Annotated in this window: 25 protein-coding genes; 10 read left to right on the forward strand and 15 right to left on the reverse strand. The window is 71.2% G+C overall.

What is annotated here, in order from left to right; all coding sequences use genetic code 11:
* The first annotated feature begins 31 nt into the window (after positions 1-31).
* The gene (locus DFR72_RS41070) at positions 32-2,698 is read left to right on the forward strand and encodes an AfsR/SARP family transcriptional regulator (protein WP_211335733.1); all 2,667 of its coding nucleotides are present in this window, start codon (positions 32-34) and stop codon (positions 2,696-2,698) included.
* 7 nt (positions 2,699-2,705) lie between these two features.
* Here the strand turns inward: DFR72_RS41070 and DFR72_RS41075 are convergent, their stop codons facing one another.
* The 7 genes from DFR72_RS41075 to DFR72_RS41105 all read right to left on the reverse strand — a co-directional run bounded on the left by DFR72_RS41075 (position 2,706) and on the right by DFR72_RS41105 (position 12,556).
* Positions 2,706-3,485: a metallophosphoesterase gene (locus DFR72_RS41075; protein ID WP_090072731.1), complete on the reverse strand. Its 780-nt coding sequence runs from the start codon at positions 3,483-3,485 to the stop codon at positions 2,706-2,708.
* A gap of 137 nt (positions 3,486-3,622) precedes the next feature.
* The gene (locus DFR72_RS41080; RefSeq protein WP_090072645.1) at positions 3,623-5,056 is read right to left on the reverse strand and encodes a WGR domain-containing protein; all 1,434 of its coding nucleotides are present in this window, start codon (positions 5,054-5,056) and stop codon (positions 3,623-3,625) included.
* Positions 5,057-5,120: 64 nt separating this feature from the next.
* On the reverse strand, positions 5,121-5,558 hold the full coding sequence (locus tag DFR72_RS41085; protein WP_090072647.1) for a hypothetical protein: 438 nt from the start codon (positions 5,556-5,558) through the stop codon (positions 5,121-5,123).
* A gap of 42 nt (positions 5,559-5,600) precedes the next feature.
* Positions 5,601-6,059 (reverse strand): hypothetical protein, encoded by a 459-nt coding sequence (locus DFR72_RS41090; RefSeq protein WP_090072650.1) that lies wholly within the window; start codon positions 6,057-6,059, stop codon positions 5,601-5,603.
* Positions 6,028-10,314, reverse strand: a complete 4,287-nt coding sequence (locus tag DFR72_RS47625; protein ID WP_281273467.1) for a phage tail family protein — start codon at positions 10,312-10,314, stop codon at positions 6,028-6,030. The genes DFR72_RS41090 and DFR72_RS47625 overlap by 32 nt, the downstream gene beginning before the upstream one ends.
* Before the next feature lie 217 nt (positions 10,315-10,531).
* Complete coding sequence (locus DFR72_RS41100) at positions 10,532-11,836, reverse strand: MFS transporter (RefSeq protein WP_090072654.1); 1,305 nt, start codon at positions 11,834-11,836, stop codon at positions 10,532-10,534.
* A gap of 75 nt (positions 11,837-11,911) precedes the next feature.
* Positions 11,912-12,556, reverse strand: a complete 645-nt coding sequence (locus DFR72_RS41105; protein ID WP_090072656.1) for a TetR/AcrR family transcriptional regulator — start codon at positions 12,554-12,556, stop codon at positions 11,912-11,914.
* Positions 12,557-12,668: 112 nt separating this feature from the next.
* Between DFR72_RS41105 and DFR72_RS41110 the strand changes: the two genes are divergently transcribed.
* Together DFR72_RS41110 and DFR72_RS41115 are read left to right on the forward strand one after the other, a co-directional pair.
* Positions 12,669-13,517: a shikimate dehydrogenase gene (locus tag DFR72_RS41110; RefSeq protein ID WP_090072659.1), complete on the forward strand. Its 849-nt coding sequence runs from the start codon at positions 12,669-12,671 to the stop codon at positions 13,515-13,517.
* Complete coding sequence (locus tag DFR72_RS41115) at positions 13,507-15,291, forward strand: sugar phosphate isomerase/epimerase and 4-hydroxyphenylpyruvate domain-containing protein (RefSeq protein ID WP_090072661.1); 1,785 nt, start codon at positions 13,507-13,509, stop codon at positions 15,289-15,291. The genes DFR72_RS41110 and DFR72_RS41115 overlap by 11 nt, the downstream gene beginning before the upstream one ends.
* Positions 15,292-15,327: 36 nt before the next feature.
* Here DFR72_RS41115 and DFR72_RS41120 read toward each other — a convergent pair whose 3' ends face one another.
* The 5 genes from DFR72_RS41120 to DFR72_RS41140 form a co-directional block, all read right to left on the reverse strand.
* Positions 15,328-16,728 carry an MFS transporter gene (locus tag DFR72_RS41120; protein ID WP_090072663.1) on the reverse strand — a complete coding sequence of 467 codons (1,401 nt, stop codon included), beginning with the start codon at positions 16,726-16,728 and terminating at the stop codon, positions 15,328-15,330.
* Positions 16,729-16,778: 50 nt separating this feature from the next.
* Entirely contained in the window at positions 16,779-17,375 is a 597-nt protein-coding gene (locus DFR72_RS41125) for an NADPH-dependent FMN reductase (protein WP_245983876.1), read from the reverse strand.
* A 96-nt stretch (positions 17,376-17,471) separates the two neighbouring features.
* Positions 17,472-18,164 carry a GAF and ANTAR domain-containing protein gene (locus tag DFR72_RS41130; RefSeq protein ID WP_245983877.1) on the reverse strand — a complete coding sequence of 231 codons (693 nt, stop codon included), beginning with the start codon at positions 18,162-18,164 and terminating at the stop codon, positions 17,472-17,474.
* 197 nt (positions 18,165-18,361) lie between these two features.
* The gene (locus DFR72_RS41135; RefSeq protein WP_090072669.1) at positions 18,362-19,093 is read right to left on the reverse strand and encodes a GAF and ANTAR domain-containing protein; all 732 of its coding nucleotides are present in this window, start codon (positions 19,091-19,093) and stop codon (positions 18,362-18,364) included.
* A 32-nt stretch (positions 19,094-19,125) separates the two neighbouring features.
* Positions 19,126-19,854, reverse strand: a complete 729-nt coding sequence (locus DFR72_RS41140) for a GAF and ANTAR domain-containing protein (RefSeq protein WP_090072672.1) — start codon at positions 19,852-19,854, stop codon at positions 19,126-19,128.
* Between the two features lie 34 nt (positions 19,855-19,888).
* Here DFR72_RS41140 and DFR72_RS41145 point away from each other — a divergent pair, with 34 nt between their 5' ends.
* From DFR72_RS41145 to DFR72_RS41155, 3 genes are read left to right on the forward strand one after another with little or no spacing between them, the layout of a single operon-like run.
* The gene (locus tag DFR72_RS41145) at positions 19,889-20,143 is read left to right on the forward strand and encodes a hypothetical protein (RefSeq protein ID WP_245983878.1); all 255 of its coding nucleotides are present in this window, start codon (positions 19,889-19,891) and stop codon (positions 20,141-20,143) included.
* Positions 20,140-20,703 carry a DUF1360 domain-containing protein gene (locus DFR72_RS41150; RefSeq protein WP_342768725.1) on the forward strand — a complete coding sequence of 188 codons (564 nt, stop codon included), beginning with the start codon at positions 20,140-20,142 and terminating at the stop codon, positions 20,701-20,703. Before DFR72_RS41145 ends, DFR72_RS41150 begins: the two co-directional genes overlap by 4 nt.
* A gap of 60 nt (positions 20,704-20,763) precedes the next feature.
* Positions 20,764-20,973 (forward strand): hypothetical protein, encoded by a 210-nt coding sequence (locus DFR72_RS41155; protein ID WP_114773962.1) that lies wholly within the window; start codon positions 20,764-20,766, stop codon positions 20,971-20,973.
* 107 nt (positions 20,974-21,080) lie between these two features.
* Here the strand turns inward: DFR72_RS41155 and DFR72_RS41160 are convergent, their stop codons facing one another.
* The gene (locus DFR72_RS41160) at positions 21,081-21,485 is read right to left on the reverse strand and encodes an ATP-binding protein (protein WP_090072679.1); all 405 of its coding nucleotides are present in this window, start codon (positions 21,483-21,485) and stop codon (positions 21,081-21,083) included.
* 165 nt (positions 21,486-21,650) lie between these two features.
* On the opposite strand from DFR72_RS41160, the gene DFR72_RS41165 reads away from it, so the two are divergent.
* The 3 genes from DFR72_RS41165 to DFR72_RS41175 are packed head-to-tail and all read left to right on the forward strand — an operon-like array spanning position 21,651 to position 24,051.
* Positions 21,651-22,451 (forward strand): alpha/beta fold hydrolase, encoded by an 801-nt coding sequence (locus DFR72_RS41165; protein ID WP_090072681.1) that lies wholly within the window; start codon positions 21,651-21,653, stop codon positions 22,449-22,451.
* Positions 22,451-23,698 carry a PP2C family protein-serine/threonine phosphatase gene (locus DFR72_RS41170; protein WP_090072738.1) on the forward strand — a complete coding sequence of 416 codons (1,248 nt, stop codon included), beginning with the start codon at positions 22,451-22,453 and terminating at the stop codon, positions 23,696-23,698. The genes DFR72_RS41165 and DFR72_RS41170 overlap by 1 nt, the downstream gene beginning before the upstream one ends.
* Positions 23,695-24,051, forward strand: coding sequence for an STAS domain-containing protein (locus tag DFR72_RS41175; RefSeq protein WP_090072683.1), 357 nt, complete (start codon positions 23,695-23,697; stop codon positions 24,049-24,051). The genes DFR72_RS41170 and DFR72_RS41175 overlap by 4 nt, the downstream gene beginning before the upstream one ends.
* A 6-nt stretch (positions 24,052-24,057) precedes the next feature.
* Here the strand turns inward: DFR72_RS41175 and DFR72_RS41180 are convergent, their stop codons facing one another.
* The gene (locus DFR72_RS41180) at positions 24,058-24,462 is read right to left on the reverse strand and encodes an ATP-binding protein (RefSeq protein WP_090072684.1); all 405 of its coding nucleotides are present in this window, start codon (positions 24,460-24,462) and stop codon (positions 24,058-24,060) included.
* A 181-nt stretch (positions 24,463-24,643) separates the two neighbouring features.
* Here DFR72_RS41180 and ligD point away from each other — a divergent pair, with 181 nt between their 5' ends.
* Positions 24,644-25,639, forward strand: coding sequence for a non-homologous end-joining DNA ligase (gene ligD / locus DFR72_RS41185; RefSeq protein WP_342768726.1), 996 nt, complete (start codon positions 24,644-24,646; stop codon positions 25,637-25,639).
* Positions 25,640-25,692: 53 nt separating this feature from the next.
* Here the strand turns inward: ligD and DFR72_RS41190 are convergent.
* The coding region (locus DFR72_RS41190) for a penicillin-binding transpeptidase domain-containing protein (RefSeq protein ID WP_114773970.1) at positions 25,693-26,879 on the reverse strand (1,187 nt) is incomplete at its 5' end.

A 26,879-nucleotide genomic window follows, 5' to 3' on the forward strand; every position in this document is an offset into this window, starting at 1 on the left:
TGAAGGTTCCGTGCTGTGTCTTCTGGGAGAAGTGAGCGCGGGAGCGGTGGACCTGGGCGCGCCCAGGCAGCGGTGCGTCCTCGCCGCGCTCGCGGTCGACGCGGGCAAGGTCGTGCCGGTCGACCGGCTGGTCGGACGGGTGTGGGGTGCCGCCGCGGCACCGCGGGCGCGCACGACCCTGCACAGCTACGTGTCCCGGTTGCGGCGGGCGGTGGCCGCGATCGGGGGCCTGGCGATCGAGTACCGGTCGGGCGGGTACGTCCTGCTCGGTGACGAGATCGACCTGCTGAAGTTCCACGACCTGCGCGCGCGTGCCCGAGCCGGGGACACGGCCGGGTTGCTGACCGAGGCGCTGGCGTTGTGGCGGGCGGAGGCGCTGACCGGCCTCGACGGCGAGTGGGCGCGCGAGGAACGCGACCGGCTGGAACAGGAACGGCTGGCGGCCTCGCACGAGCTGGTCGACGCGCGGCTGGCGGTCGGCGGGGGCGGGGAACTGGTGGCCGAGCTGGCCGCACGGGTCGCGAGCCACCCGTTGAACGAACGCGTGGCGCACCAGTACCTGCTGGCGCTGCACCGGGCCGGGCGCGGCACCGACGCGCTGGAGCACTACCGGCGGATCCGGGAGCGGCTGCGGGCGGAGCTGGGCGCCGAACCCTCGGTCCCGCTGCGCGAGCTGCACCAGCGGATCCTCGTCGCCGACCCCCGGCTCACCGCGGCACCGCCGCTCCCGGTGGTGCCGCGCCAGCTGCCCTCGGAGCCCACCACGTTCGTCGGCCGCCAGGAGGAACTGGACCGCCTCGACGCCGCCGTCACCGGCACCGTGCTCATCTCGGCGATCGCGGGCACCGGGGGGATCGGCAAGACCAGCCTCGCGTTGCGCTGGGCACACCGCAACGCCGGCCGGTTCGCCGACGGCCAGCTGTACATCGACCTGCGCGGCTTCTCCCCGGCCGAGGAGCCGATGGACGCCGGTGAGGCGCTGGGAGGCCTGCTGCACGCGCTCGCCGTCGAACCGGGCCGCATCCCCGCCGACGTCCAGTCCCGTTCGGCGTTGTTCCGCTCGCTGGTCGCGGGCAGGCGGATGGTGCTGGTGCTCGACAACGCGGCGAGCACCGGCCAGGTCGTGCCGCTGCTGCCCGGCTCGGAGCTGTGCACGGTGCTCGTCACGAGCCGCAACAGGTTGCCCGGGCTGGTCACCCGGTACGCGGCCGAGCACCTGGTGCTGAGCGAGCTCGCCGACGCCGACGCCCGCGCGCTGCTCGCCGGCCGGCTCGGCGCCGGTCGTCTGGAGGCCGAACCGGAGGCCGCCGACCGGCTGATCGCGCTGTGCGGCGGGTTCCCGCTGGCGCTGAGCATCGTCATCGCCCACGCCCAGATCCGCCGCGGCCTGCCGCTGGCGGTCCTCGCCGCCGAACTGCGCGACGCCGTCATCGACGTGCTCGACAACGAGGAGCCCTCCGCCAGCCTGCCCGCCGTGCTGTCGTGGTCGTTGCGCGCCCTGTGCCCGCGGCAGCGCGCCGCGTTCGCCCTGCTGGGCACCGCTCCGGGTCCGGACATCGGCCTGGCCGCCGCGGCCCGCCTCCTCGGCGTCGCACGGGCACAGGCCAGACAGGTGCTGAGGGCGCTGGAAGAGGCTTCCCTGCTGTATCAGGACGTTCCGGGCCGATGGCGGATGCACGGCCTGGTCCGCGCCTACGCCGCCACGGTCGCCCAGGACCTGCCGGCCCCCGTGCGGGAGGAGGCGACGGGCCGGGTGCTCGGCCACTACCTCGAAGCCGCACGGGCGGCGGACCGGACCATGGACCGGCTCCGCTTCCCGCCACCGATCGACCACGTCGTCCCCGATGCGCACGTCGACCCGGTGCCGGACGACCAGGCGGCGCAGGCGTGGTTCGAGGCCGAGTTCGCATGCCTGGTCGCCGCCCAGCAGTCCGCACTCGACCAGCACAGCCACGCCGTCGCCTGGCTGCTGGCGTGGAGCACGACGACGTTCATGGCGCGGCGAGGCCTCGTGCACGCCCGGCTCGCGATGTGGCGGATCGCCGCCGAAGCCGCCGTGCACCTGCGGAACAAGGCCGTCCTCGCCAGCACCGAACACATGACCGGATCCGCCCACGTCGTCCTGGGACACCACGAGACCGCCGTCGAACACCTCCACCGCGCACTGGCCCTGGCCGATCCCGTTCACCTGGCGGGAGTGCACTACTCGCTCGGCGTCGCCTGGGGCCCGAGGGACGCGCGGCAGGCGTTCAAGCACGCCCGCCACGCGCTCGCCCTCTACCGCGCGATGGGTACGCGGGAGTGGGAAGCGCGCACACTCGCCCAGATGAGCTGGCTCACGGCGTTCCTGGGAAGGCTCGACGAGGCCAGGAGCTTCAGCCGCGTCGCGCTCGCCCTGCACCGGGAGCAGGGATACCGCACGGGAGAGGCGACCATGCTCGCGTGCCTCGGTTTCGTCGCGCACGAGAGCGGCTGTTACGAGGAATCCGTTGAGCACTATGAACAAGCCATCGCCGTGGTGCGGGAACTGGGACACCTGCACGGCCTCGCGGACGGCCTCGAACGCATGGGCCACACCCTCGTGGCGCTGGGCCGGCACTCGCACGCCGAGACCGCCTGGCGGGAGGCGCTCGGCATCTACCTCCAGCGCGGCATGGAGGCGGAAACCCAACGCGTCCAACGACTTCTCGCCGGTTGAAAGGAACTCAGGCCCTGGCCGGTGCCGTGTGCACCACGGCATCGTCGAAGACCAACGGCTGCCACGCACTGGCGCCGCTGCGGCCGTGCCCGGGATCAACGCCGATGAACATCCGCCCGCCGACCCGCACCCGCACGTGCCGCGCCTGCCAGTCGACGGTGGCACGCTGCCGGATCCGCCCGTCACACGTCCACCTCTGATCGCCGAAGTGGACGACCGTGGAGTGCCCGTGGATCTGCCCGAACGGCACGACGCCCCCGTACCGCATCCACGGCTCGTGCAAGGCAGCCCCCGACTCCGCCCACAACGGCCCCGTTTCCGGATCACGGCCGTGCGTGCCCATGCGCCAGATCAGGTCGGGCCGTTCGTTGAGCAGATCCGCCGCCTCCGTGGCGGTGGCCGGTTCGCCCAGCCGTTGCCACGCGGCGAGCGTCAAACCCGCGTGGGTCAGGAGGAACTCGTCCCCGCCCGTCGTGATGGCCGCGGCGACCTGCATCCGCCCGTCCGCCCACCACGCGCGCAACGTCTCGACACCCTGCGGCGGCAGGGGATCGGGCCAGAAGACCTCGGAGCCGGGCAGGTACTGGGCCTCGTGGTTGCCCACCAGCTGCACCCAGCCCGGGCCGAGCCGCTCGCCGACCACCTCGAGCACGCCGAGGCTGTCCGGTCCGCGATCCACCAGGTCGCCGACCTGGATCACGACCAGGCCGGCACCCAGTTCCCGCAGCGCCTGCCGCAGCTGGTCCGCGTGCCCGCCCACATCGCCGATGACCGCAATCCTGGCCATGTCCACCCCCTGCGGTCCACGCTACCTCCGCGGGCGGCGGTGAGGCGGAGGACGACCGTGGCACGCCGCCGGTTCCTCAGCAGAGAAATGCCGTGGCGGGCACGGCGTTCCGCGATCCCGTCCCGCCACCCGGCCGCTCAGAGAAGGCGCTTGATCTCTCCCCTCGCCCGGTAGAAGCCGCCGCTCGCCGAGGTGTGGATCTCGGTCACCAGGTAGCGCGCACCGGGCACCCGGATGTCCTTCGGGAACTGCACGGCGCGAGAGCGGTCGTAGCCGTCGGAGATCACGTGGACGCGCATGCGGCCGCCCTCCTGCACGCACTCCACCACCACGCCGCCGGACGGAACCGCACTGGCCACCACGGTCTCCACCTCGGCCGTCGCCTCGACGCGCTGCCAGTGGTCGGCCTTGATGTCGTTGCGCTGCGGCAGTTCGCCCTGCTCGGCCGCGTGGATCGCAGCCGGACTGGCGTCGATGCACGCCAGCGAGCCGTCCGTCGTGACGATGTAGAGGCGCTCGTCGCGGTACTGCATGGAGAACGCGGAACCGCAGCCCGTGCCGAGCTTCCACAGACGCGTGCCGTCGGCCGCGAAGCAGTACACCGACGAGTGGTTGTCGCCGGCGAACACGTAGTCGCCGCCCGGCGAGGTGGCGCACGAGAAAACCGCCGCGTCGCAACGATAACGCGCGGTCTCGGCCCCAGTGGCGCGTGACAGCCGGTGCACCCACCCGCGGCTCGTGCCCGCGAACACCTCGGTGGGCTCCTGCCAGCCGAACAGCACCGCACCCGTCGTTTCGGCGTGCCACACGGGATCGCCGGTGCGCGCCGCGTAGTGGGTGACGCCCCGGGCATGCCCGTGGAACGCGCCCTCCGGCGCACACCGCACCATCCACGCGCTGTCGCCCGCGCTGCGGCGCGACCACTGGAACTCGTCCTCGTGGTCGACGATCGTGATGCCGCCCTGCCGATCGGACACGCCGAGCACGCCGTCGTCGATGTCGAGCCAGTAGATGTCGACGTCGGTGGCGATCTCGTACGCGACGCGCGGAACCTTGCCGCCCAGGTCGTACACGCGCCCGTCGTCACAGCCCGCGTAGATCCAGAAGTCGTCGGCGACGATGCACTTCACGCCGTCCGGCAAGCCGTAGCGCCCGGTGACCCGGCCGTCGTGCGCGAGCGTGAAGACGTCGCCGCGCTCGTTGCCGACCCAGGCCTCGTCCTCGCCGATGAAGATGCCGAACGCGGGCGCACCGGAGTGGAACCGCCACAGCACAGGGGCTTGCCGCGCACTGGACTGCACGCTGGTGATCTCGCGCCGGGTGATCGCCCGCCGCTGCCGCCCGCCCTTGACCGCCGGCGCGTAGCCCTTGCGGACCTTCTCGCCGATCTTCTTCTCGGCGGCGCTCACGGCCTTGGCCTCGTCGGCGAAGGTGGACTCGCGCGTCGAGCCCCGCTCACCGATGCGGCCGAAGGTGATGCTCACCCTCGTGCCGTCGACGACGACCTCGTAGAACTTGTGCGCGCTTCCGCTCGCCTCGGACAGCTCCAGGTACGTGGTGGCAGCAGCCACGGTCTTCCCCCTAGCGTTGATCAGCTGGAACGACCGTAGCAAGGGGGTCTGACAATTCCTGGGGTCAGGCGTTCGCGAGCCCGGTGCGGAACCAGTCCGGCATCTGCTCTTCGGACCGCGGGAACCAGTCGTGCTCCGTCGCGAAGTCGTCCGCCGACGGCGCCTCGTCGAACTTCGGGTCCTCGTCGCGGTTGTAGGTGATGCTGTACCTGCCGGGCGGGTCGAGGACGTACTCGAACTGGACGAACGAGCCGAGCCCTTCGGCGTACATGCCCTTGCGCAATTGCTGGAACTTCCGCCACGCCTCCGGCGTGAACGACCAGCCGCGCACGGTGCCGTCCGGCATCTTCACGCCCGTGTCGGCCTCGCTGTGCATACCGATCATCTTGACGCGCACCACCAGGCGCACCCAGCCCTGCGGCAGGGTCGGCAGGATCTCCTGGGTGATCTCCGCGAGCTTCTCCTGCTGCTCGATCGGGCTGAGCGCCGGCCAGTTCGCCATGGTTGTCCGCTTTCTCCTAGGTCGAGGTGGGGCCCTGCCAGCCTACTGATCGGCCGGGTTCGCCTCGTGTGCGCGCTGCAGTTCGAGCCCGCGCTCGACGGTCTCGCGCAGCCAGCCGCGCAGGTGCTCGTCCGCGCGCGGGAACGCCTCCAGGTCGCGCACGAACATCATCGGGTGCAGCTCCGGCGACCACCGCGGGTCCTCGTCGTAGTTGAACGTCACCTCGGGCTCAGCCTCGCGGTGCAGCACGAACCGCGCCGACAGCCACGCGCCGCGGTCCTCCGAGTACATCTGCTCGCGGAGCTCCTGCAGCCGTTCGGTCATGTCCGCCAGCCGCACTTCGCCCGCGAACCTGCCCTCCGCCGTCTTGGCCGCCGCGGCGAGTTCGTACGCCAGCACGTTCGCCCAGACGTCCAGCGTGACGCGGCTCCACCCGACCGGGGCACCTGCTTCCAGCAGCGTGCAGATCTCAGCGATTCGCGTATCGGTTCGTGGGTCCATAGTTCACCTCCGGACGGTTCGGGAAAGAACGTTCCTTGGTCACCACGTTCTCCACGATCTTATTGCCGTCCTCGTCCAGCTTCGGCTTGCCGTTCGCGTCGACCTCGTACGTGACCTCCCGCCAGCGCATGGTCACCTCGCCCGGAACGCCGTCGGCGTCGCGCGTGGCCCGCACCTCGTAGCTCTGGATGTCCTGGTGGTCCTTGGAGGCGAACTCGACGAGGTAGTTCTCCTTCTCGCGCCACGAAGCGGCGTGCACCCAGCCGTCGCGGATGTTGCCGGAGTTGGACGCGGCCATCTGCGGGTGCATGTTGACGTACTCGCCGAGGCCGCCGAGCTCGTTGGCCAGCAGGTGACCACCGGCCCACTTGACGCGCGAGTTCTCCAGCTCCTCCCGCGTGAGCGTGCGGTCCGGCGGGTCGTTCGGGTACGCGGCCTCGCCCTCCTGGTAGGCCCGCTGCTGCGCACCCTTGCCGGAGTCGTCGTCGCGGAACTTCGTGTTCTGCCCGCCCGCCTCGACCTCGCCGGTCATCGCGTCGGTCTGCCCGTGCTCGTTGGTGTGGAAGGAAAGCACCTTGTCGGGGTTGTGGGTGTTCGGCACCCGGTACTGGGCGTCCGGCAGCAACGGGTGGCTGAGGTCGGGGTTGAACCCGGACCACTTGCCCTTGCCGTCGACCGCCATGTCCTGCCGGCCCGGCGTGGCCTCGACCCACTTGACGTTGCCGTCGCCGTCGGTGACGAACGTCGTGCGCGTGCCGTTCTGGTTGGTGACCGGGTACTCGGTCCACGGCTGCAACGGCTGGTGGTCCCGCAGCGGGACCGGGACCGGATCGGGGTTCTCGATCGGCTGGAGCCGGTCGGGCTGGGTGTTGCCGTCCGGCACCGTCTCGCGGTCGCGGTGCGGCGCCTGGATCTCCTCGTGCCGGTTGAGCGGCTGCCGCGGAGCGTCCGGGTTGTCCGGGTCGACCGGTTGGTGCGTCGGCCGGTTGTAGTCGACGAACCGCTCGTTGTAGCTCGGGTCGTCCGGCCGGATGATCCGATCCTTCGGGATCGGCATGTGCTCGGGATCCGGCCGGCGCGGCGCGTCCTGGTTCTCCGGCGCGGTGCTGTTCTCCGGGCTGTCGGCGTCCCCGCGGTCCCTTGCGTCGGCGCCGTCGGTGTTCCGGTCGCTGCCGGGCGCGTAACCGTCCTCGCTGGCCCTGGTCCTGGACCCGTCCGGGTGGTGCGTCTCCCACTCGCCGTTCGGGGGGATCCGCGGCGAGCGCGTGCCGTCGGGCCCGATCTCCACGTCACTGGTGAAGACCCGCCCGTTGCTGTCCGTCCACGCGGGTCTGGTGGGCGCCACGACCGGCGCGTCGAGGTGCCGGGAGAGCTGCTGCGCGAAGTCGTTGCTGCCGGCGTCACAACCGATCAGCCGGACGGGCCTGCTGCCGTCGTAGCCGCTGTGCCGCAACATGTCCGCGTACTCCGCGGGCGTGTAGTCGTGCCCGCCGATGCGCGCCCTGCCGTCCGGCGTGACGTGCACGTCGGCCGTGAAGAAGCGCGGGTCCTCCGGGACCCGGTGGGGGAGGTCGCCCATGTCGGAGTCGCCGCCGTGGTGCGACACACCGGCAGGGGTCTGCTCGGCGTGGCGCTCGTGGGCCTGCTCCGGGGAGGGCCGCTCTTCCGCGTGCGACTGCGGAGTGTCGGTGTCGGGCCGGTTGTCGGCGTCGTTGTGGTGGCCGGGGCCGTCGGCGTCGCGGTGGGGGCTGTTGGGCCCGTCGCCGCGGCCGTCCGGTCGCGCGGCGTCGGGACGGTTGCCGTCGGGCCTGCTGTCGGGACGGTTGGCGTCAGGCCGGTTGCTGTCGGGTCGTGAGCTGTCGGGCCTGGTGCCGTCCGGGCGGGTGCCGTCGGGCCGCGTGCCGTCCGGCCTGGTGCCGTCCGGGCGGGACGTGTCAGGTCGCGAGCCGTCGGGACGGTTGTGCGGCTGACCGGGCGCGTCGGGACGCTGACCGGGGTGCGTGACGGGGCCGTCGGCACCACGCGGACGGGCGCCGTCGGGACGGGCGCCGTCGGGCCGGTTGGCGTCGGGCCGGTTGGCGTCGGGACGGTTGTGGTCCGGACGCTGGTGCGGCGCGGGGGAGTCCGGCCTGCTCGGTCCGCCGGGGTGGCCGCCAGGGCCGTGGCCGCCGGGCGTGTGCGGGCCTGGGCCACCGGCGTGCGGCGCCCCCGGACCCGGCCCGAAGCCGGGCTGCTGCGCCGTGTGCGGGCTGGTGCCAGGACCACTCGGTCCGGCATGGGGAGCGTCCGCGTGAGTCGGCGAGGTGGTCGACTGCGGACGAGTCGGCGCGTCCGTCCGTGCCGACGGCGACGTGGTCCCAGGACCGTGCGACCCGTCGGGCGAGTGCGGCGCGCCAGGGCCGCCGGGACCCGACGGAGTGTTGGGGCCGTGTGGTGCTGGGGCACCAGGACCGCCGTGTGGTGCCGACGGTGCGTTGGGGCTGTGAGGCGCACTTGGGCCGTACGGCGAGTTCGGGCCCGATGGCGCGTTAGGACTGTGGGGTGCGCCGTGTGGAGCGTTCGGCGTGCCCGCATGCGGCGCCGAGGGGGAGTGCGGTGCGCTTGGGGCGTGCGGCGCGGAAGGGGCGTTCGGGGAGCCGGACGGGCCGAAGTTCGGCTGCGAGGGGGCCGACGGCCGGGCCGACGACGGGGACATGTCCGGGGTGCGCTGCGAAGGCATTCCCGAGCCCAGGTCACCGCGTGTGCCCGGCGTGCCGGTCCAGCCTCCGCCGGAACCCGGACGTGCGCCGCCACCAGTCGGCGAACCTCCCGCGGGGCTGCCGGCGGGACCTCCTGCGGGGCCGCCCATCGGGCCCTGCTGCGGAGTGGTCGCGGAGTTGGACGGCGGTCCGCCGTCCCGTGGCGCGGACGGGGCGTGCTGCGACGGTGCTTCCGGTGCCGCTACGCCGGCCTGTGTGGTCTGGCCGGTGTTGCGCGGCGGGGCAGCCGGGGCGTCGGGGGACGGACCGTGCGTGCTCGGGCCCGACGGGCCACCTGACGGTGACGGCCCGCTCGACGGCCCACCGTTCGAAGGCGAGCCCGGCGAGCCCGGCGAACCCGGAGACGGGGCGTTCGACGTGCCGGGTCCGTCCGGTCCCGGTGAGGACGAAGGTCCGTTCGGAGGAGACGAAGGTCCGTTCGGCGACGGCGCGTTCGGCGAGGACGGAGGTCCGCCCGGCGACGGCGAGGAAGCCGACGGCGAACCAGGCGAAGGCGACGACGGACTCGGACCGTCCGGAGAGGACGGAGAAGAAGGCGAAGACGGTGACGGAGACGGACCGGACGGGCCCGAAGGCGACGAAGTCGTTGGCGCGTCAGGGGAGGACGACGTGGGCGAGCCGCTGGTGTGCGTGCCGCCGGCGTTGGGGAGGTCCGGGGTGCTGGTCGTCTGGAAGAGACCACCGGGCTTGATGGACTTGGTGGAGATCACGTCCAGGCCGGTGACCTTGCCGACGATCTTGCCGACGACCTTCATGATCTTCGTGAAGATCTCGACCAGCCTGCCCAGCAGCGGCGAGACTTTCTTGATGGTCTTGATGAGCTTCTGGATGAGCTCACCGATGCGGGTGGCCCACTTCGAGATCGCGGTCACGGCCTGCGCCACGATCACCGGCGTGCCGAACCCGAGCGTGAACACGGCCTCGAGCACCCACGCGATCAGCTTCCCGACCAGGTCGGCGATCAGGTCGCGCACCATCTCGCGGACGAAGGCGACGACCATGCCCATGATGCCGACGACGGTGCCGACGGAACCGGCGGCGGACGCGGCACCGGTGATCGCGTCACCCTGGGCGCCCGCGGCGGCCCGGTACGCGTCCGCGGCGGATCCCCGCCACTCGGCGGTGCCCTGCACGGCCTGCTGGTAGTCCTGCGCGACCTTGCCGAGCTCCTCGGCGACCTTGTTCCACGTGGCCGAGTAGGACTCGATCACCGGCGGGTCGCCCGCCAGCCAGTCGAGCGCCTCCTTCAGCGGCTGCATGTGTTCCATCAGGAACGACGCCGCGGAGGACAACAGGGTGCCGAACGGGTCGATCGCCATCGACGCGGCGTCCGCGACGAGGCCCACCATGCCCAGGCCGCCCTCGACCCAGTTGCCGTCCTTGATGCCGTTGAACGTGTCCATCGCGGACTCGGCGATGGGGATGCCCGTCGCCCAGCCGTTGTCGCCCGTCCCGGCGTTCATGAACCCCGACGGCTCGGCGTCTGGCTTGACCACCAGAGGATTCGACATCACGCGCCTCCGATGATCTTGGTGATGTCCTCCGGCACGTGCCGTCCTTCCCCCGAAGCGCAGTCGTTCCCCAGGATGACGCAGCGCCGGACGCGCCGGTTCCACCAGGTTTCCAAATGGTCCGAACAGCGCAACGGCGTTGCTCCGACGCGCCCGTCCCCGCCCTGCGAGCGCGGGACGGGGACGGGGGAGGAGTGACGCGTCAGGCCTTTGTGGTCGCGACCGCGGCCGGCTCCTGTTGCAGGCGCCCGAGTTCCGCCGTCGGACGCCGGAAGGTCTCGCGTCCCGTCGCGATCGCGGTGGCGCTGACCGCGCACACCACCGCCGTGAAGATCGCGACACCGATCCAGTCGTCACGCCCGGAGCCGATCGCCGCCACCACGCTGGGGGCGAACCCCGCGACGGCGAACCCGATCTGCGTGCCGATCGCCATGCCGGACAGCCTGACCTCGGTGCTGAACATCTCGCCGTACAGCGACGGCCAGATGCCGTTGATCGCGGAGTACGCCACGCCGAACAGCAGGATGCCGAGCGCGAACACCAGTCCGTACGCGCCGACGGAGATCGACCACAGGTAGGGGAAGATCAGCACTGCGCACGCGCCGCAGCCGGCGAGGAACACCGGCTTGCGGCCGATCCGGTCGGAAAGCCCTGCCAGCAACGGGATCGCGGCCAGGGCCACGACGTTGGCGAGGACCCCGACCCAGAGCATCGGCGTGCGCGCCAGGCCGATCGTGTTCACCGCGTAGCTCAGGGCGTAGACGGTGAAGATCGTGCTGACCGAGGCGATGGTGGCCGCCACGACGACGCGCAGGACGTCGGCCCAGTGCGTCCGGAACAGCGTCGCGACGGGCAGCTTGGCCGGCTTGGTGCGCTTGAACTCCGCGGTCTCGTCGATCTTGCGGCGGATGATGAGACCGACGACCACGACGACCGCGCTGCACCAGAACGGCACGCGCCAGCCCCAGCTCAGCAGGTCCTCCTGGGGGAGTGCGGCCACGGGCAGGAAGATCGCCGTGGCGAGGATCTGCCCTGCCTGCGTGCCGCTCAGGGTGAAGCTGGTGAAGTACGCCCTGCGGTGCTCCGGCGCGTGTTCCAGCGACATCGAGTTCGCGCCCGCCTGCTCGCCCGAGGCGGAAAGTCCCTGCAGCAGGCGGAGGAAGACGAGCAGGATCGGTGCGAGGACACCGGCGGTGTCGTAGGTGGGCAGGCAGCCCACGGCGAACGTCGCCACGCCCATCAGCAGCAGCGTGAAGACGAGGACCTTCTTGCGGCCGAAGCGATCGCCGACGTGTCCGAGCACGAACGCGCCGAGCGGCCGGGCGAGGTAGCCGACGCCGAACGTGCCGAGGGCGAGCAGGGTTCCCGTCGCCGGATCGGCGGCGGGGAAGAACACCTTGTTGAACACCAGCGCGGCGGCGGTGCCGTAGATGAAGAAGTCGTAGTACTCGAGGGCGCTGCCGATCCAGGCTGCCAGCGCAGTCTTGCGGGCCATCGATGTGGTCACGGCGTACTCCCATGTACGACCTAGTTAGTTAATACAAGGTCGGATACGCCACCCCCGTGTGTCAAGGGTCAGATTTCAGCTGGTCAGGTAATCGATCAGCATGTCACCGAGCATGCGTCGGTGGTGGTCGCGGCGGCCGGGGTCGAGCATGTCCCGCCCGAAGATCGCGGCGAACGTGTGCCTGTTCGCGAGCCGGAACACGCAAAAGGAGCTGATCACCATGTGCACGTCGAGCGGGTCGGCGTCGGCGCGGAACCGGCCGGCGGCGCGGCCTCGTTCGAGGAGCTTCGTCAGGCCGTCGAGCGCTGGATTCGCGAGGCCCGCCAGCACTTCCGACCGCGCGATGTGCTCGGCGCGGTGGATGTTCTCGATGCTGACGAGCCGGATGAAGTCCGGGTGCGCCTCGTGGTGGTCGAAGGTCAGCTCCGCGAGCCGGCGGATGCCCTCCTCCGGCTCGAGGTGCTCGACGTCGACCTCGGCCTCCAGTGCCCGGATCGCCAGGTAGGCCTGCTCCAGCACGGCGATGTAGAGCTGTTCCTTGCCGCCGAAGTAGTAGTAGATCATCCGCTTGGTCGTGCTGGTGCGCTCGGCGATCTCGTCGACCCGTGCCCCCGTGTAGCCCTTGTCCGCGAACTCCCGCGTGGCTACTTCCAGGATGTCGGCGCGCGTGCGGTCCTTGTCCCGCTGGCGCTCGGCATCGGATGACGGCGGTGCGGCCACCGAACCCCCTTCGATTCGCGGATGACCAGCCAACTCTAGTCCAGCACTTCCTGGCGGCGACTCGGTGCGCTAACGTGAACTCACTAGTTCGTTCATTAATCGGGGAGGCCGGGTGGCCAACTACCTGATCGGGCTCATCGGTTCCGGCATCGGCCCGTCCCTCAGTCCGGCCCTGCACGAGCGCGAGGCGGCCGAGCTCGGACTGGGCTACGCGTACCGGCTCCTCGACCTCGACGTCATCGGACTGCCGGTGGGCGACGTGCTGAACGCGGCCAGGTCCGAGGGGTTCGACGGGCTCAACATCACCCATCCGGCGAAGCAGGCGGTCCTGCCGCACCTCGACGAGGTCGTCCCGGAGGCGGCCGCGCTCGGCGCCGTCAACACCGTGGTCTTCGAGAACGGCAGGGCGATCGGCCACAACACCGACGCGACCGGCTTCGCCCGCAGCCTGAGCCGGGGCCTGGCGGGCGCCACGATGGCGAACGTCGTGCAGCTCGGAGCGGGCGGGGCCGGGGCCGCCGTGGCCCACGCGCTGTTGTCGCTCGGCGCCGGCCACCTCGGCGTCCACGACGTCGACGAGAGCCGCAGCGCGCAACTGGTGGCAGCACTGGAAAGCAGGTTCGGCACCGGTCGGGCCGCCGTCTGCGCACCAGATGCGGTGCGCACCGCGGACGGCCTCGTCCACGCGACCCCCACCGGCATGGCGGCACATCCCGGCCTGCCGATCGACGAGTCGTTGCTGCGCGGTGAACTCTGGGTCGCCGACATCGTCTACCGGCCGCTGGAGACCGCGCTCCTCGCCGCCGCACGGGCACGCGGCTGCCGGGTGCTGCACGGCGGCGGCATGGTCGTTCTCCAGGCCGCGGAGTCGCTGCGGCTGTTCACCGGCGCCGAGCCGGACCCCGACCGGATGCTCGCGCACTTCGCGGAACTGGAAGGAGAACCCGCACATGCGTCCTGAGTCGCGCACCGCCATCGCCACCGTGTGCCTGTCCGGCACGCTGGAGGACAAGCTGACCGCGGCCGCCGAGGCGGGCTTCGACGGCATCGAGATCTTCGAGAACGACCTGCTCGCGGACCGCCGCACCCCCGCGGAGATCCGCAAGCGCTGCGCCGACCTCGGGCTGGGCATCGACCTGTACCAGCCCTTCCGCGACTTCGAGGCCGTGCCGCCGGACGTGCTCGCCGCCAACCTGCGCCGCGCGGGCCACAAGTTCGACGTCATGGCCGAACTGGGCGTGGACACCGTGCTGGTGTGCTCGTCGGTGTCGCCCGACGCCATCGACGACGACGATCTCGCGGCCGAGCAGCTGCACCTGCTGGCGACCCGTGCCGCCGAACGCGGTCTGCGCATCGCCTACGAGGCGCTCGCCTGGGGCCGGTACGTCAACGGCTACGAACACGCGTGGCGGATCGTGCGCCGCGCCGCCCACCCGTCGCTCGGCGTCTGCCTCGACAGCTTCCACATCCTGTCCAAAGGGGACGATCCCAGGGCGATCCGCGCGATCCCCGGCGAGAAGATCTTCTTCCTGCAGCTCGCCGACGCGCCGACGCTGCCGATGGACGTGCTCCAGTGGAGCCGCCACCACCGCCTCTTCCCGGGACAGGGCGACTTCGACCTGACGACGTTCACCCGCAACGTCCTCGACGCCGGGTACCGCGGCCCGCTCTCGCTCGAGGTGTTCAACGACGTCTTCCGCCAGTCCGACCCGCACCGCGCCGCGGTCGACGCCATGCGGTCGCTGCTCAGCCTCCAGGACTCCTTGCGGCAGCTGGACGTTCCCGCCGCGCCCGTCCCCGCCGGCTACGCCTTCGCCGAGGTCGTGGGGGAGTCGGGCCTCGCCCTGCTGGGCTTCACCCGCGAAGCCGTGCACCGCTCGAAGCCGGTGGAGCTGTGGACGCAGGGCGACGCACGCGTGCTCGTCAACGCGGACGGCGAACCCGGAGCGATCGGCGCACTCGGCCTCTCCGTGCCGGATCCCGCCGCCGCGGCCCGGCGCGCGGAGGTCATGCTCGCACCACCGTTGTCACGGGAGACCGGCCCCGGCGAGGCGTCGCTGACCGCGATCGCCGCACCGGACGGAACGCAGATCTTCCTGTGCGCAGACGACGACTGGCTCGGCGACTTCGTGCCCACCGGTGAGTCGGGCCCGCAGGCCGGCATCACCGGCATCGACCACGTCGCGCTGACCCAGCCCTTCGACAACTTCGACGAGGCGGGCCTGTTCTACCGTTCGGTGCTGGGCCTGGAACCGGGAGCGACGGCGGAGTTCGCGGCGCCGTTCGGCCTCGTGCGCGGCCGCGGGGTGAGCGGAGGGGGCGTCCGCCTCACCCTGGACGCCGCGCTGGTCCGGCGAGGGGGTTGGGCGCCTGCCGTCGAGGAACCCCAGCACATCGCCTTCACCTGCGTCGACGCGGTCGAGTGCGCCAAGGCCCTGCGGCAGTTGGGTGCACGGCTGCTGGACATCCCGGGCAACTACTACGACGACCTCCTGGCACGGACCGGTCTGCCGGCCGAACGCGTCAGCGCGCTGCGCGAGCAGTCGGTGCTCTACGACCGCGACGAACGCGGTGAGTACCTGCACTTCTACACCGAACTGGCCGGGGCGAGGGTGTTCTTCGAGGTGGTCGAGCGCATCGGTGACTACCGCGGGTTCGGCGTCGTGAACGCGCCCGTCCGCATGGCCGCGCACCACGCCGTCCGGAACAGGCCGGGTCTGGAGCGACAACGCTGACAGCCGCAGGCTGGCCCCTCGAGGAGTTCGGGAGGGTCACGCCGCAGAACGTTCCGGGTGTTGTTGTGCCGTGTCGTCTGCGCGGCGCAGCAACACCTTCACCAGCACCACGGCCAGAACCGTGGCGAGACCGGCCATCCACCACAGCACGACGTGCAGACCGCTGGTGTAACCGGGTTCGGCGAGCCTGCCGCCGGTCGTCGTGGCCAGCACGGCGCCCACGACGGCGATGGCGACGGTCTCCAGCCCGAGGCGCACCGTGTTGAACATCCCGGCGCCGGTCCCGGCGCGGCGGGGATCCACGCTGCCGACGGCGACCCCGTCGATCAACCCGGTCGAGATGCCGAACCCGGCGCCGATGGTGAGCAGCGGTCCCGCGATCGACAGCACCGACGACCCCGGCTCGATCACCGTCAGCCAGGCCGCGCCGACGCCGACGAGGGCGACCGCCAGCACCACGACTCCCTGCGGCGGAACGACTTGCGTGAACAGCGGTGCCAACGGCGGCAGCAGCAGCGTCAACCCGGTCATCAGCACCAGCACGACGCCCGCCTCGCCCGTGGACATGCCCAGCACCTCGGTGAAGTAGGCGGGCAGGTACACGATCAGCGGCAACGGCACCGACACGATCATCGCGCCGGCCAGCGAGATCCCGATGAACTTCCCGTTGCGCAGCAGGGCGAGGTCGAACATCGGCTGGGCCTGGCGCCGTTCCACGACGACGAACGCCACCAGCAGCACGACCGAGCCGCCGAACGCGACGAGCACCGCGGGCGACGAGAAGCCCCACGCCGGCCCCTGCACGAACCCGGCGATCAGCAGCAGCAACGCGAGCGTGAACGTCGCCGTCCCGGCCCAGTCGACCTTGCGGGAGCCCGGTTCCGCCGACTCCGGCAGCATCGGCACGAGGCAGAGCACGACGACGCACACGAGCGCGGGCCCGGCGAACACGGCCTGCCACCCGAAGCCGTCGACCAGCAGACCGGCGACGGTCGGCCCGAACGCGAGGCCCACGCCCAGCGCCGTGCCGAAGTAGCTGAACGCCCGGATCCGCGCCCTGCCGGTGAAGGCGGACGCGAGGAGGGCGGCGGAACTGGCGGCCGCGGCGGCCGCACCGACGCCGGCGAGCGCGCGCAGGACGTCGAGCACGACGACGTTCCACGACAACGCGCTGAGCACACCACCGGCGGCGAAGACCGAGACACCGGTGGCGAACACCCGCCGCCGGCCGACCATGTCGGCCATCGACCCGGCGGCCAGCATGAAGCTCGCGAAGCAGGCGATGTAGCCGTTCACCACCCACTGCACGGCGGGCAGGCCGGCGTCGAGGTCGGCGGCCATGTCGGGCAACGCCACCGATGCGCCGGTCAGCGTGATCGGTAACGAGAGGCTGGAGAGCAGGACGGCCGCGAGGACGACTGCGGGGTTGTTTCGCACACGTCCACGGTGCAACCTCGACCTTCGTCCAGGTCAAGTCCCTGCCGTGCTCAGGTCTTGTACGCGTGCTTCTCGCGCTTGTCCCGAAGCGCACCCGCCCACCAGGTGAGCTGGTCGAGCAGCGACGTCGCGGCCAGGTCCGGGCCGGTGGGATCGAGCAGCCTGCCGTCCTCGCCGAACCGCGAGTGCGCCATGGCGAAGCAGACCGCTTCGCGGATGGTGGTCGCGTGCAGCTCGGCGAACACCTGGCGCAGCTGCTCGACGGCCCGGGAGCCGCCGGCCAGTCCGCCGTAGGACACGAACGCGACGGGCTTGGCGTTCCACTCGACGTAGACCGAGTCGATGGCGAGCTTGAGCGAGGCCGGATAGCCGTGGTTGTACTCCGGGGTCACCACGACGAACCCGTCCGCCGCGCCGATCCTCCGGGCGAACGCCCGGACGTCGGGAGACGGGTACACCCCGGTCACCGCGGGGACGGCCTGCTGCACGACGGGCAACGGCACTTCGGCCAGGTCGATCACGTCGACCGTGACGCCCGCGCGTCGGCGGACGTGGCCGAGGACCCATTCGGCCACGGTCGTGCCGAACCTGCCCTCCCTGGTGCTGCCGACGATCAAAGCCAGGTGCAGTGGTGGTTCCGCGGTCACGGGCTCCCCTTGGACGATCCTGCGACAGCCGCTCGGCTACCTTCCGCGACCACGCTAGAACCTGAACATTGGTCGAGGTCAAGGCGTTCCGGGGAGTCAGGTCGAGGACGTGCGGCGACCGTCGATCACCTGCCGGGCGACGTCGGACAGCAGCTGGTTGGAGTTGCGGGCGTGCGTCCGCAGCAACGAGAGCGCGTCCGCGAGGTCGATCTGCAGGCGCACCGTCAGGATGCCCTTCGCCTGCTGGATCGTGACGCCGCTGTCGAGCGCGGTCTGCACCTGTTCGGCGATCATCTCGCTCTGCCACAGCGCGCGGACGTGGAGGATGCCGATCGCCGCGACGTTCGCGAACGACTGCGCCAGCACGGCGACGTCTTCGGACGGGGGCCCCGGTGACGTCCGGAACAGGTTGAGCGCGCCGATCACCTGGTCACGCAGCCGCATCGGCACGGCGTCGACCGCGGCGAAGCCCTGTGCGCGAGCCGCCAGCGCGAACCGGGGCCAGCGCTGCGCCGCCGCACCCAGATCGTCGCACCCCACCGGTTCGCCGGTGTCGAAGCAGTCCAGGCACGGCCCTTCGTCCTCCTGCAGCTGGAACAGCTCCAGCAGCCGCGCCTTCTCGGTGGAGGCCGCCACCAGGTTCAGCACGCCGTGCTGGTCGGCCAGCAGGATTCCGGCCGCGTCCACGTGCAGCAGCTCGACACACCGTTCGGTCAGGGTGTGCAGGAAGTCGATGGTGTCGAAACCGAGGACGAGCGTGTCCGCCAACTCGACGAAGGTCTGCGCCACCCGGTGGTCCACTGCACGCCCCGATTCTCAGGTTTCCGGCATTCGCGTTCTCGCCGGGGACCGAGGCGAGAGCGCTCGCGGTCCATGCTTCCACGTCCCGCCCGAGCATGATTGGTCCATCCGAGTACTAGCCGGGACGTCGTGCGGCGCACCTGAACCCGTTCGGAGCACGCGTGCCCACCGGAGGTCATCGCGCGTCAGCCGCGCATGCCCGGATCGCCCAACGCCGTTACGTCGAGAGTGCCGGCGATGACCGACTCGGCGACCGTGCTGAGGTGCTGGTTGTGGCTGCGGGAGTACCGCCGGAGCGTCTCGAACGCCGGGCCAATGCCGATCTGGAGGCGTTCGGAGAGCACTCCTTTGGCCTGTTCGATGAGCACTCTGCTCTGCAACGCGCCCTGCAGCTGCTCGGCGAGCAGCTCCTGCTGGTTGAGCAGCTTCGCCTGCAGCAGACCGATCGTGGCCACGTCCGCCATCGCCTGCGCCACCCTGACGGTCGAACTGCTCAGCGCGCCCGGCGCGGCGGTGAACAGGTTCAGCGCGCCGATGGTGTGCTCCCGCAGCCGCATCGGCAGGGCGTGCACGGCGCGGAACCCGGCCTCCACGGCGACCGCCGCGAACTCCGGCCAGCGCTGCGGCGACTCGGTGAAGTCGGCCACGGTCACGGGCGCGCCCGTGAGGTAGCACTCCATGCACGGGCCCTGGCGGTGCTGGAGCTCGAACAGCTCCACGAGCCTGGTGCGCTCGCTGGACGCTCCGACCACGTACAGCTCGCTGTGGTGGTCGGCGAGGAGGATGCCTGCCGCGTCGACGTCCAGGGTGTCGACGCAACGGTCCGCCAGGAGGTGCATGAACTCGGCCGAGTCGAAGTCGGCGACCAGGGTGTCGGCAAGCTGCACGAACGTCTCGGCCATATTCTCCACTGACATGGGGCCACCTCTGTTGGTCGGTCGCCGGGCGATCACGCGGGATCAGGCCGTGCTTCCGGGGTTAGTCTCAGACGCCGGGCCACCACGTCGCGGGCGACGTCGATCACCGGCCTTTCTTCAGCGAACGCGTGCGCTCTCAGCCGCACCAGTGCCTCCTCCACGCTGACGCCCAGCTGGACGGACAGCATTCCGGTGGCCTGGTGGACCTCGGCGCGGCGCAACGGCATGTCGGCCAGCAGCGTGTTGTTCTCGACCTGGACGCGCGTGAGCTCGTCCAGCAGCAACGACAGGATGACGTCGCCGAGGACCTGGGTGTCGGACATCTGCTCGTGGGTCATCGGGCCCGGACGCGCGCGGTGCAGGACGAGAAGACCCATCCGGATGGCCCCGCTGCGCAGCGGGAACGCGAACACCGCTCGCACGCCGATCTCAAGCGCCGCGGGCACGAACAGCGGCCAGTGCCGGTGGTTGCGTCCGGTGTCCAGCTCTGCGGCCAGCACCGGCACACCTGTGCGGAACGCGTCCGCGCAAGGACCCTCACCCAGGGTGAACCGCAGTTCCTCGAGCCGGGCGCCCGCCTCGTCCGTGGCGTACCGGGACTCTCCGCGATCAGGGCCGCTCATCAGCGTGAGCTGAACGCCGGTCACGTCGGCCAGGCGGACGCCGGCGTCGCAGGCCGACTCGCTGGACACCGCGGTGCTGCGGGTCGCCGCGTCGGTGGCGAGGTACCCCAGCACCTTGGCCAGCCGTTCACTGCTCACCGCTCAGCCTCCCGTGATCAGGAGCGTCTCCGTCGTGACTTCCGCAGGGAGAACTCACCCTAGTCCCTCGGGACGGCGTTCCGAGGAGGGCCGCGTCGCGGCGAGTTCCTCGCGCGGCACCTGCTGCTGCGGGCAAGGCGGCAGCCCCGGCAACCGTCACGAGGAGTGGGGCCGCGGCACGGTCCCGCACGCCGAACCGGACCGGCTCGTCGTGTTGTTCGACGACGTCGGCCACAAGACGCTGTCGATCGCCGCGGTCCGGGACAACGGCGCTCTCGTGCCGTTGTGACGATCGACCCGCACAAGCCGGCCGGCCGCGGGTTTGACGGCACCGGTGGTGGCAACACCTTCGCCATGTCGATCGCCGAGTCCTTCCACCGCGTCCAGGTTGCCTACGCCGAGGACGAACGCCGCCCGCTGTTCGGGTACCTGGCCTCGTTGTGCACGTTCGGCGCGCTGGCAGGCATCGCCACGGCCGCCGGACGGCGCAGGGGAACACGGCTGCCCGAGCGGTTCACGGCAGGCGACACGGTGCTGCTGGCGGTGGCCACCCACAAAGCGAGCAGGTTGCTCACCAAATCCTCGATCACCAGCGTGCTGCGGGCGCCGTTCACCCGCTACGAGCAGCCCGCCGGTGCCGCCGAGGTCAACGAGAGCGTGCGTGGTCACGGTGTGCGCCACGCCGCCGGCGAACTCATGACCTGTCCGTTCTGCTCGGGCGTGTGGGTCGCGAGCGCGCTCACCGCGGGCCTGGTGCTCGCGCCGAAGGCCACCCGGCTGGTCACGACCACCCTGTCGGCCGTCGCGGCGTCGGACTGGCTGCACCTCGCCTACGACGCCTCCAAGTAGCCGGCGATCCGTCCGTCCGACCCCGTACGCGCAGTTCGCGGAACGCACCACGGGGTTCGAGTGGCCGCTGGCGTTGTGCTCGGTGTCGTGCAGGTCCTGCCCGGGGTGGACGCCGCTGCGCTGGTGCTGCGCGACGACGCGCGGGCGCAGGAGATGGTCAGCGCCAGCGACGGGTGGGCGGCGTCGGTCGAGGAAGTCCAGTACACGCTGGACGAGGGTCCCGCTGCGGAGGCCTTGCAAGCGGTGGCCCGGTGCTGGTCCGGGACGTGAGCGCCGAGAAGAGCAGGTGGCCCGGCTTCGCCGACGCGGCCGCGATGGTCGCGTTCCCCCTGCGGATCGGCGGCATCCGGCTCGGCACCCTGTTCCCCGGTGCCGGCCTAGTCGCAGAGGAGCTCGGCCCAGACGGTCTTCCCGACCGAGTGCGGCAGGACGCCCCACTGCTCGGCGATCTTGTTCACGATGATCAGGCCGCGTCCCCGTGTGTCGCTGAGCCTGGACCGGCCGAGGGTGGGCATGTCCGGTGAGGCGTCGTCCACCTCGATGCGCAGGCAACGGGAGGCCTCGATGCGCCGCAGGCGGAGCTGACGGGGGTGACGCCCGTGGTCGTAGGCGTTGCTGACCAGCTCGGTCACGGCCAGCTGCGCGTCTTCGACCACGTCCTCGGACAGGTCGCCGAACGCGTCGGAGATCCAGCGGCGCATCGCGGACAACGAGGGTGTGTGCTCGTGGAGTTCCAGGGAGAGGGTCGTCGGTGCGGAGGGAGGTTCATCACTGGCGGCCATGGCCGAACCGGTCCTCTTCTGTGAAGACGTTCGAAGTGCTCCGGTACCCGCCAGACGACCGTCGCAAACCGCGGAACCCGATCAGGGCACCGCTGAGGCGTCCGCCGCCGCACCGCGTCCGGATTGGAAGCTTGCCCGAGGCGAACCACTGGCAGGATGAGATCCGTGGACGTGACGACCAGGAACAACGTGACCGTGCTCGGTCGTGACGACGGTCCGGCGGTGGTGCTCGCGCACGGTTTCGGGTGCGACCAGAACCTGTGGCGGCTGATCGTGCCGGCGCTGGCCGAGCGGTACCGCGTGGTGCTGTTCGACCACATCGGCTCGGGCAGGTCGGACGCGTCGGCGTGGTCGGCCGAGAGGTACTCGACGCTGGACGGCTACGCGGAGGACGTGCTGGAGATCTGCTCCGCGCTGGACCTGCGCGAAGTCGTGCTGGTCGGGCACTCGGTGTCGGCGATGATCGCGGTGCTGGCGGCGAACAGCGAGCCGGACCGGTTCGCGAAGCTGGTGCTGCTGACGCCGTCCCCGTGCTACGTCGACGACGGGGACTACCGCGGCGGGTTCAGCCGGGACGACGTCGACGAACTGCTGGAGTCGCTCGACTCCAACTACCTCGGCTGGTCGGCGACGATGGCGCCGGTGATCATGGGCAACCCGGACCGCCCCGAGCTCGGCGGCGAGCTGACCGACAGCTTCTGCCGCACCGACCCGGTGATCGCCAGGGTGTTCGCCAGGGTGACGTTCCTCTCCGACAACCGCGCCGACCTGCCGAAGGTCGCGGTGCCGACGCTGGTGGTCCAGACCGCGCAGGACGCCATCGCGTCGCAGGAGGTCGGCCGGTTCGTGCACGAGCAGATCGCCGGCAGCGAGCTGGTGACGCTGGACGCGACCGGGCACTGCCCGCAGCTGAGCGCCCCCGAGGCCACCGCCGCGGCGATCCTCGGGTTCGTGGGTTCGCCGTGATGTGCGAGGCCGACGCCACCGGTGGTGGCGGAGGCGGCGACGAGGACGGTGTCGGCGCGCTCTTCTCCGCGCTGCTGGAGGACAGCGCCGAGGACCTGTACGAGAACGCTCCGTGCGGCTACCTGTCCACGTTGATGGACGGCACGATCGCCAAGGTCAACGGCACGCTGCTCGGCTGGCTGGGGGCCGGGCGGGACGAGCTGGTCGGCCGGCGGCGTTTCAGCGACCTGCTGACCGTGGGCGGCCGCATGTACTACGAGACCCACATCGGGCCGATGCTGGCGATGCACGGCGAAGCCGGTGGCCTCGCGCTGGAGCTGAAGGCCGCGGACGGGTCGCGGCTGCCGGTGCTGGTGACCTCAACGGTGAAGAAGGGCGGCGACGGCACCGCACAGCTGATCCGCATCACGATCTTCGACGCCCGCGACCGCCGCGCGTACGAACGTGAGCTGTTGCGGGCGCGCCAGGTATCCGACGCCGAACGCGACCGGGCGCGGCAGCTCGCCTCGACGCTGCAGCGGACCCTCCTGCCGCCCTCGCTGATGCCGGTGCCGGGGATGGAGGTGGCCGCCTACTACCACCCGGCCTCGATCGACGAGGTCGGCGGCGACTTCTACGACCTCTTCCCGCTCACCGGCGACAGCTGGGGGTTCTTCCTCGGCGACGTGTCCGGAAAGGGTGCCGAGGCGGCCGTGGTGACCTCGCTGGCCCGGTACACCCTGCGTTCCGCCGCGGTGTACAACCCCGAACCGGTCAAGGTGCTGGACAACCTGAACACCGTGCTGCACCAGCAGTACCGTGGCGGGGACACCCGGTTCTGCACAGTCGTCTACGGCTCCCTCGTGCCCGACGCCACGGGCTGCGCCATCACCCTGGCCAGCGGCGGGCACCCGCCGGCGATCGTGGTGCGCGCCGGCGGCGTGACGGAGTTCCTGCACACCCCGGGCGGAATGCTCGTCGGGGCGATCCCCGACGCGAGTTTCACCGAGGTCACGGCGCACCTCGGGCCCGGAGATACCCTGCTGCTCTACAGCGACGGCCTCACCGAAGCCCGCCCGGTCGGTGCCAGCAGGCAGCGCTACAGCGAGGAGGAACTGCTCGACTTCCTCGCGGCGTCGGCGGCGGCCGGCGCGTCCGAGGTCATCAGCGCGTTGACCGCACTGCTCACCGGCTTCGGTGACGGCGTGGAGGACGACACGGCTCTGCTCGCCCTGAGCATCCCCCTACCAGGAAGCGGGGACTCGTGAGCACCAGGTTCAGCGCCACGACCAAGGCCGTTCCGACCGGACTGGTCCTCACCCTCGCGGGCGAGCTCGACTCGGCCACCGCCCCCGCCGCGAACCAGGCCGTCCAGCGGCTCGCGCTGCGCGACGGTGATCAGCTGATCGTCGACCTGACCGGTCTGACGTTCTGCGACTCCAGCGGAATCGCCGCGCTCATCGCGGCGCGCGCACGCGCACGCGGCGCCGGTGCGACGATCGCGCTGGCGGCCGTGCCACGTCACCTGACCAAGGTGTTCGGCCTGCTCGGCCTCACCGATCTGTTCGTCGTCCACCCGACCGCGGAGCACGCCCAGCAGGCCCCGGCCGCCGAACACTGATCCCGGTCAGGGCGTCGCGGGGCAGGGCACGACGGCCCACACGCGCTTGCCGATCGCCTGCCGGGCGACGCCCCACTGCTCGGACAGCTTGTCCACCATGATCAAACCGCGGCCGCGCACCGAACCGGGGGAGGAAGGCTGCATCTCGGGCAGCATCGGCGAAGCGTCCTCGGTGATGATGCTGACGGAGCAGGGATCGGCCGACTTGCGCAACTTGAGGCGCGCTGGGAACCGGGCGTGGTCGTACACGTTGGACACCAGTTCGGTGATCACCAGCAGCACGTCGAGAAGATCGTCCTCGTGCAGACCTGGGAGGACCGACTCGACCCATCGCCGGACCTTTCCGGTGTCGGGCGCGGTGTCGGCGAGTTCCAGCGTGAGCCACGCATCAGCAGGACCTCCGTTGGCCAAGACATGGCTCCGTTCTGCTGGCGTCACCTGGACGGGGTACCTCGCCCGTAGCGATCAAAACTCCTGCGGGGCGACCCTGCGTGACAGCGCGCACGCTGCACGCGTGCCGGGCGGGTTCCGTGTCGCGACCTCGGCGATTCTCGCTGACCATGACTGGGAGGGACGGACGGAGGAGGGCCAGGTGGAAAGCACGGCACCAGCGGGCCGGCCGCTCGACCTCGTCCGCCCCATGCTCGCCACCCCGGGCAGCCCGCCTCAGGACGACGGGTGGGCCGTCGAGTTCAAATGGGACGGTTACCGCGGCGTCGCGCACTGCCGGGGCCGCGACGTCCAGCTGATCAGCCGCAACGACCTCGACTTCCTGCGGCGCTTCCCCGAGCTGAGCATCCTGCCCGACCTGCTGCACCACCGGACCGCCGTGCTCGACGGGGAGATCGTGGCGATGGACCAGGAAGGACGGCCGGACTTCGGGCTGCTGCAGCAACGCGACAAGCTCGCTCCCGGCGTGCGCGAGCTGCGCCCGAGCCGGCCGCGCATCGCCTACTTCGTGTTCGACCTGCTGCACCTGGACGGGCGGTCGCTGTTGTCGGTGCCCTACGACGCGCGGCGGGCGATGCTCGCCGAACTGGGCCTGCCCGGCGACCACGCGGTGCAGGTGCCGCCGGCGTTCCCGAACACCGATCCCGCGGACGTCCTGCACGTGGCGAGCCAGTACGGGTTCGAGGGGATCGTCTCGAAGCGCGTCAAGTCCCGGTACGAGCCCGGTCGCCGGTCACCTGCCTGGGTGAAAACGCCGTTCCGGTACACCCAGGAGGTCGTGATCGGGGGATGGCGCGTCGGGCAGGGCAACCGCGCGGGCAGGCTCGGATCCCTCCTCCTCGGCGCCCACGACGGCCGGGGCGGCCTGGTGTACGTCGGCCACGTCGGCACGGGCTTCAGCCGGACCGTGCTCGCCGACCTGCAGCGGGAGCTGGAGAGGCTGGAGCGGCCCACCAGCCCGTTCGCCGTCGAGGTGCCGCGCGAGCACGCCCGGCACGCCCGCTGGGTCGAGCCGCAGCTGGTGGGCGAGGTCGAGTATCGACAGTGGACGCCGGACGGCCGGTTGCGGCATCCGGCCTGGCGCGGCATGCGTCCCGACCGGGATCCGTCCAGTGTGGAACTTCCCCCGTCACGGTGAAGGTCGCGGAACCGCTGTCCGCGGTTCCGCGACCTCCACCGGCCGGCCGGGCGTCAGCGAGGAGGCGCCGGGGACGAAGGTCCGGGAGCGGGGGACGGCGGCACCGTGGCCTGCGGAGGGGCCGCCTCCGCCGGGGGCGCCGTCGCGACAGGGGCGGGAGGGCCGCTGCTCACGGACAGGGTCACCGGTGTGCCACGGACCGCCACGCCCTGGGGCGACTGCGCGACGACGGCACCGGCGGGCCGCGGGGAGCTGACGGACACGGTCGTCACCTGGTAACCGGCGTCGCGCAGCATGGCCGACGCCTTGTCGACCGCGGATCCGACGACGTCCGGGACCTTCTGGCCGTCACCGCGCAGGAAGCGCTCCTCGACCTGCGGCAGGGGCTTCTCCGGCAGGTCGGCGTGCACCTTCGTCATCGTGTCGAACCAGGTCGCGGCGGGCACGGTGCCGCCGTAGATGTTGCCCTCGGGGCACAGTCGCGGTGGTCCGCCGCCGATGCAGATGCCCTTGGGCGAGGTGCTGTCGTTGAACACCTGGACGGCGCCCGCGTAGTCGGGGGTGGCTCCCAGGTACGCCGCGGACTTGTACTCCTCGGTCGTCCCGGTCTTGCCCATCATCGGACGCTTCCAGCCCGCCTGGCGCGCGGACAACGCGGCGGTGCCCGAGCCCTTGCTGTCCTCGCTGAGGCCGACGGCGAGCGCGTTGGCGAGAGGTTCGGGCACCGCCTGCTCGCACGGGGGCTTGATCAGCTCGACGTCCTTGCCGTTCCGGTCGACGACCCGCCGGATCGGGGTGGGTTTGCACCACGTGCCGCCGCTCATGATCGTCGCGGCGACGTTCGCGAGTTCGAGGGTGCTCGACGGTGCGGGACCCAGGGTGAAGGAGGCGTTGCCGTTGGACGCGTAGAACTGTGCCTGGCTGACCCGCAGGTCCTTGGGGCCGTTCGGGTCCGGCGGCACTCCGGCGATGTTCGTGGCCATCGTCTTGCGCATGCCGAGCCGGGACGCCATGTTCACCACGGCCTCGAGGCCCGTCTTCTCCTCCAGCATGACGAAGGCCGTGTTGGGTGACGTGGCGAGTGCCTGCTTCAGCGGCATTTGTGGCGGGTAGCGGTCGTTGTGGTTGGACAGGCAGTACCAGTAGGTGTTCGGTTCGCCCGTGGCGGGACAGGAGGTGGCGCCGCCCTTGAAGACCTTGGAGGTGTAGGAGTTGGGGGAGGGGATCACCGTGTCGATGC

It is taken from the genome of Lentzea flaviverrucosa, from assembly GCF_003350445.1.
Taxonomy (GTDB): domain Bacteria; phylum Actinomycetota; class Actinomycetes; order Mycobacteriales; family Pseudonocardiaceae; genus Lentzea; species Lentzea californiensis.

Coding starts and splice junctions, on each gene's coding strand:
- DFR72_RS41075 (WP_090072731.1), bottom strand. CDS start 3,485: ATGGCCAGGATTGCGGTCATCGGCGATGTGGGCGGGCACGCGGACCAG.
- DFR72_RS41085 (WP_090072647.1), bottom strand. CDS start 5,558: ATGGCGAACTGGCCGGCGCTCAGCCCGATCGAGCAGCAGGAGAAGCTC.
- DFR72_RS41090 (WP_090072650.1), bottom strand. CDS start 6,059: ATGGACCCACGAACCGATACGCGAATCGCTGAGATCTGCACGCTGCTG.
- DFR72_RS41115 (WP_090072661.1), top strand. CDS start 13,507: ATGCGTCCTGAGTCGCGCACCGCCATCGCCACCGTGTGCCTGTCCGGC.
- DFR72_RS41135 (WP_090072669.1), bottom strand. CDS start 19,093: ATGTCAGTGGAGAATATGGCCGAGACGTTCGTGCAGCTTGCCGACACC.
- DFR72_RS41160 (WP_090072679.1), bottom strand. CDS start 21,485: ATGGCCGCCAGTGATGAACCTCCCTCCGCACCGACGACCCTCTCCCTG.
- DFR72_RS41170 (WP_090072738.1), top strand. CDS start 22,451: ATGTGCGAGGCCGACGCCACCGGTGGTGGCGGAGGCGGCGACGAGGAC.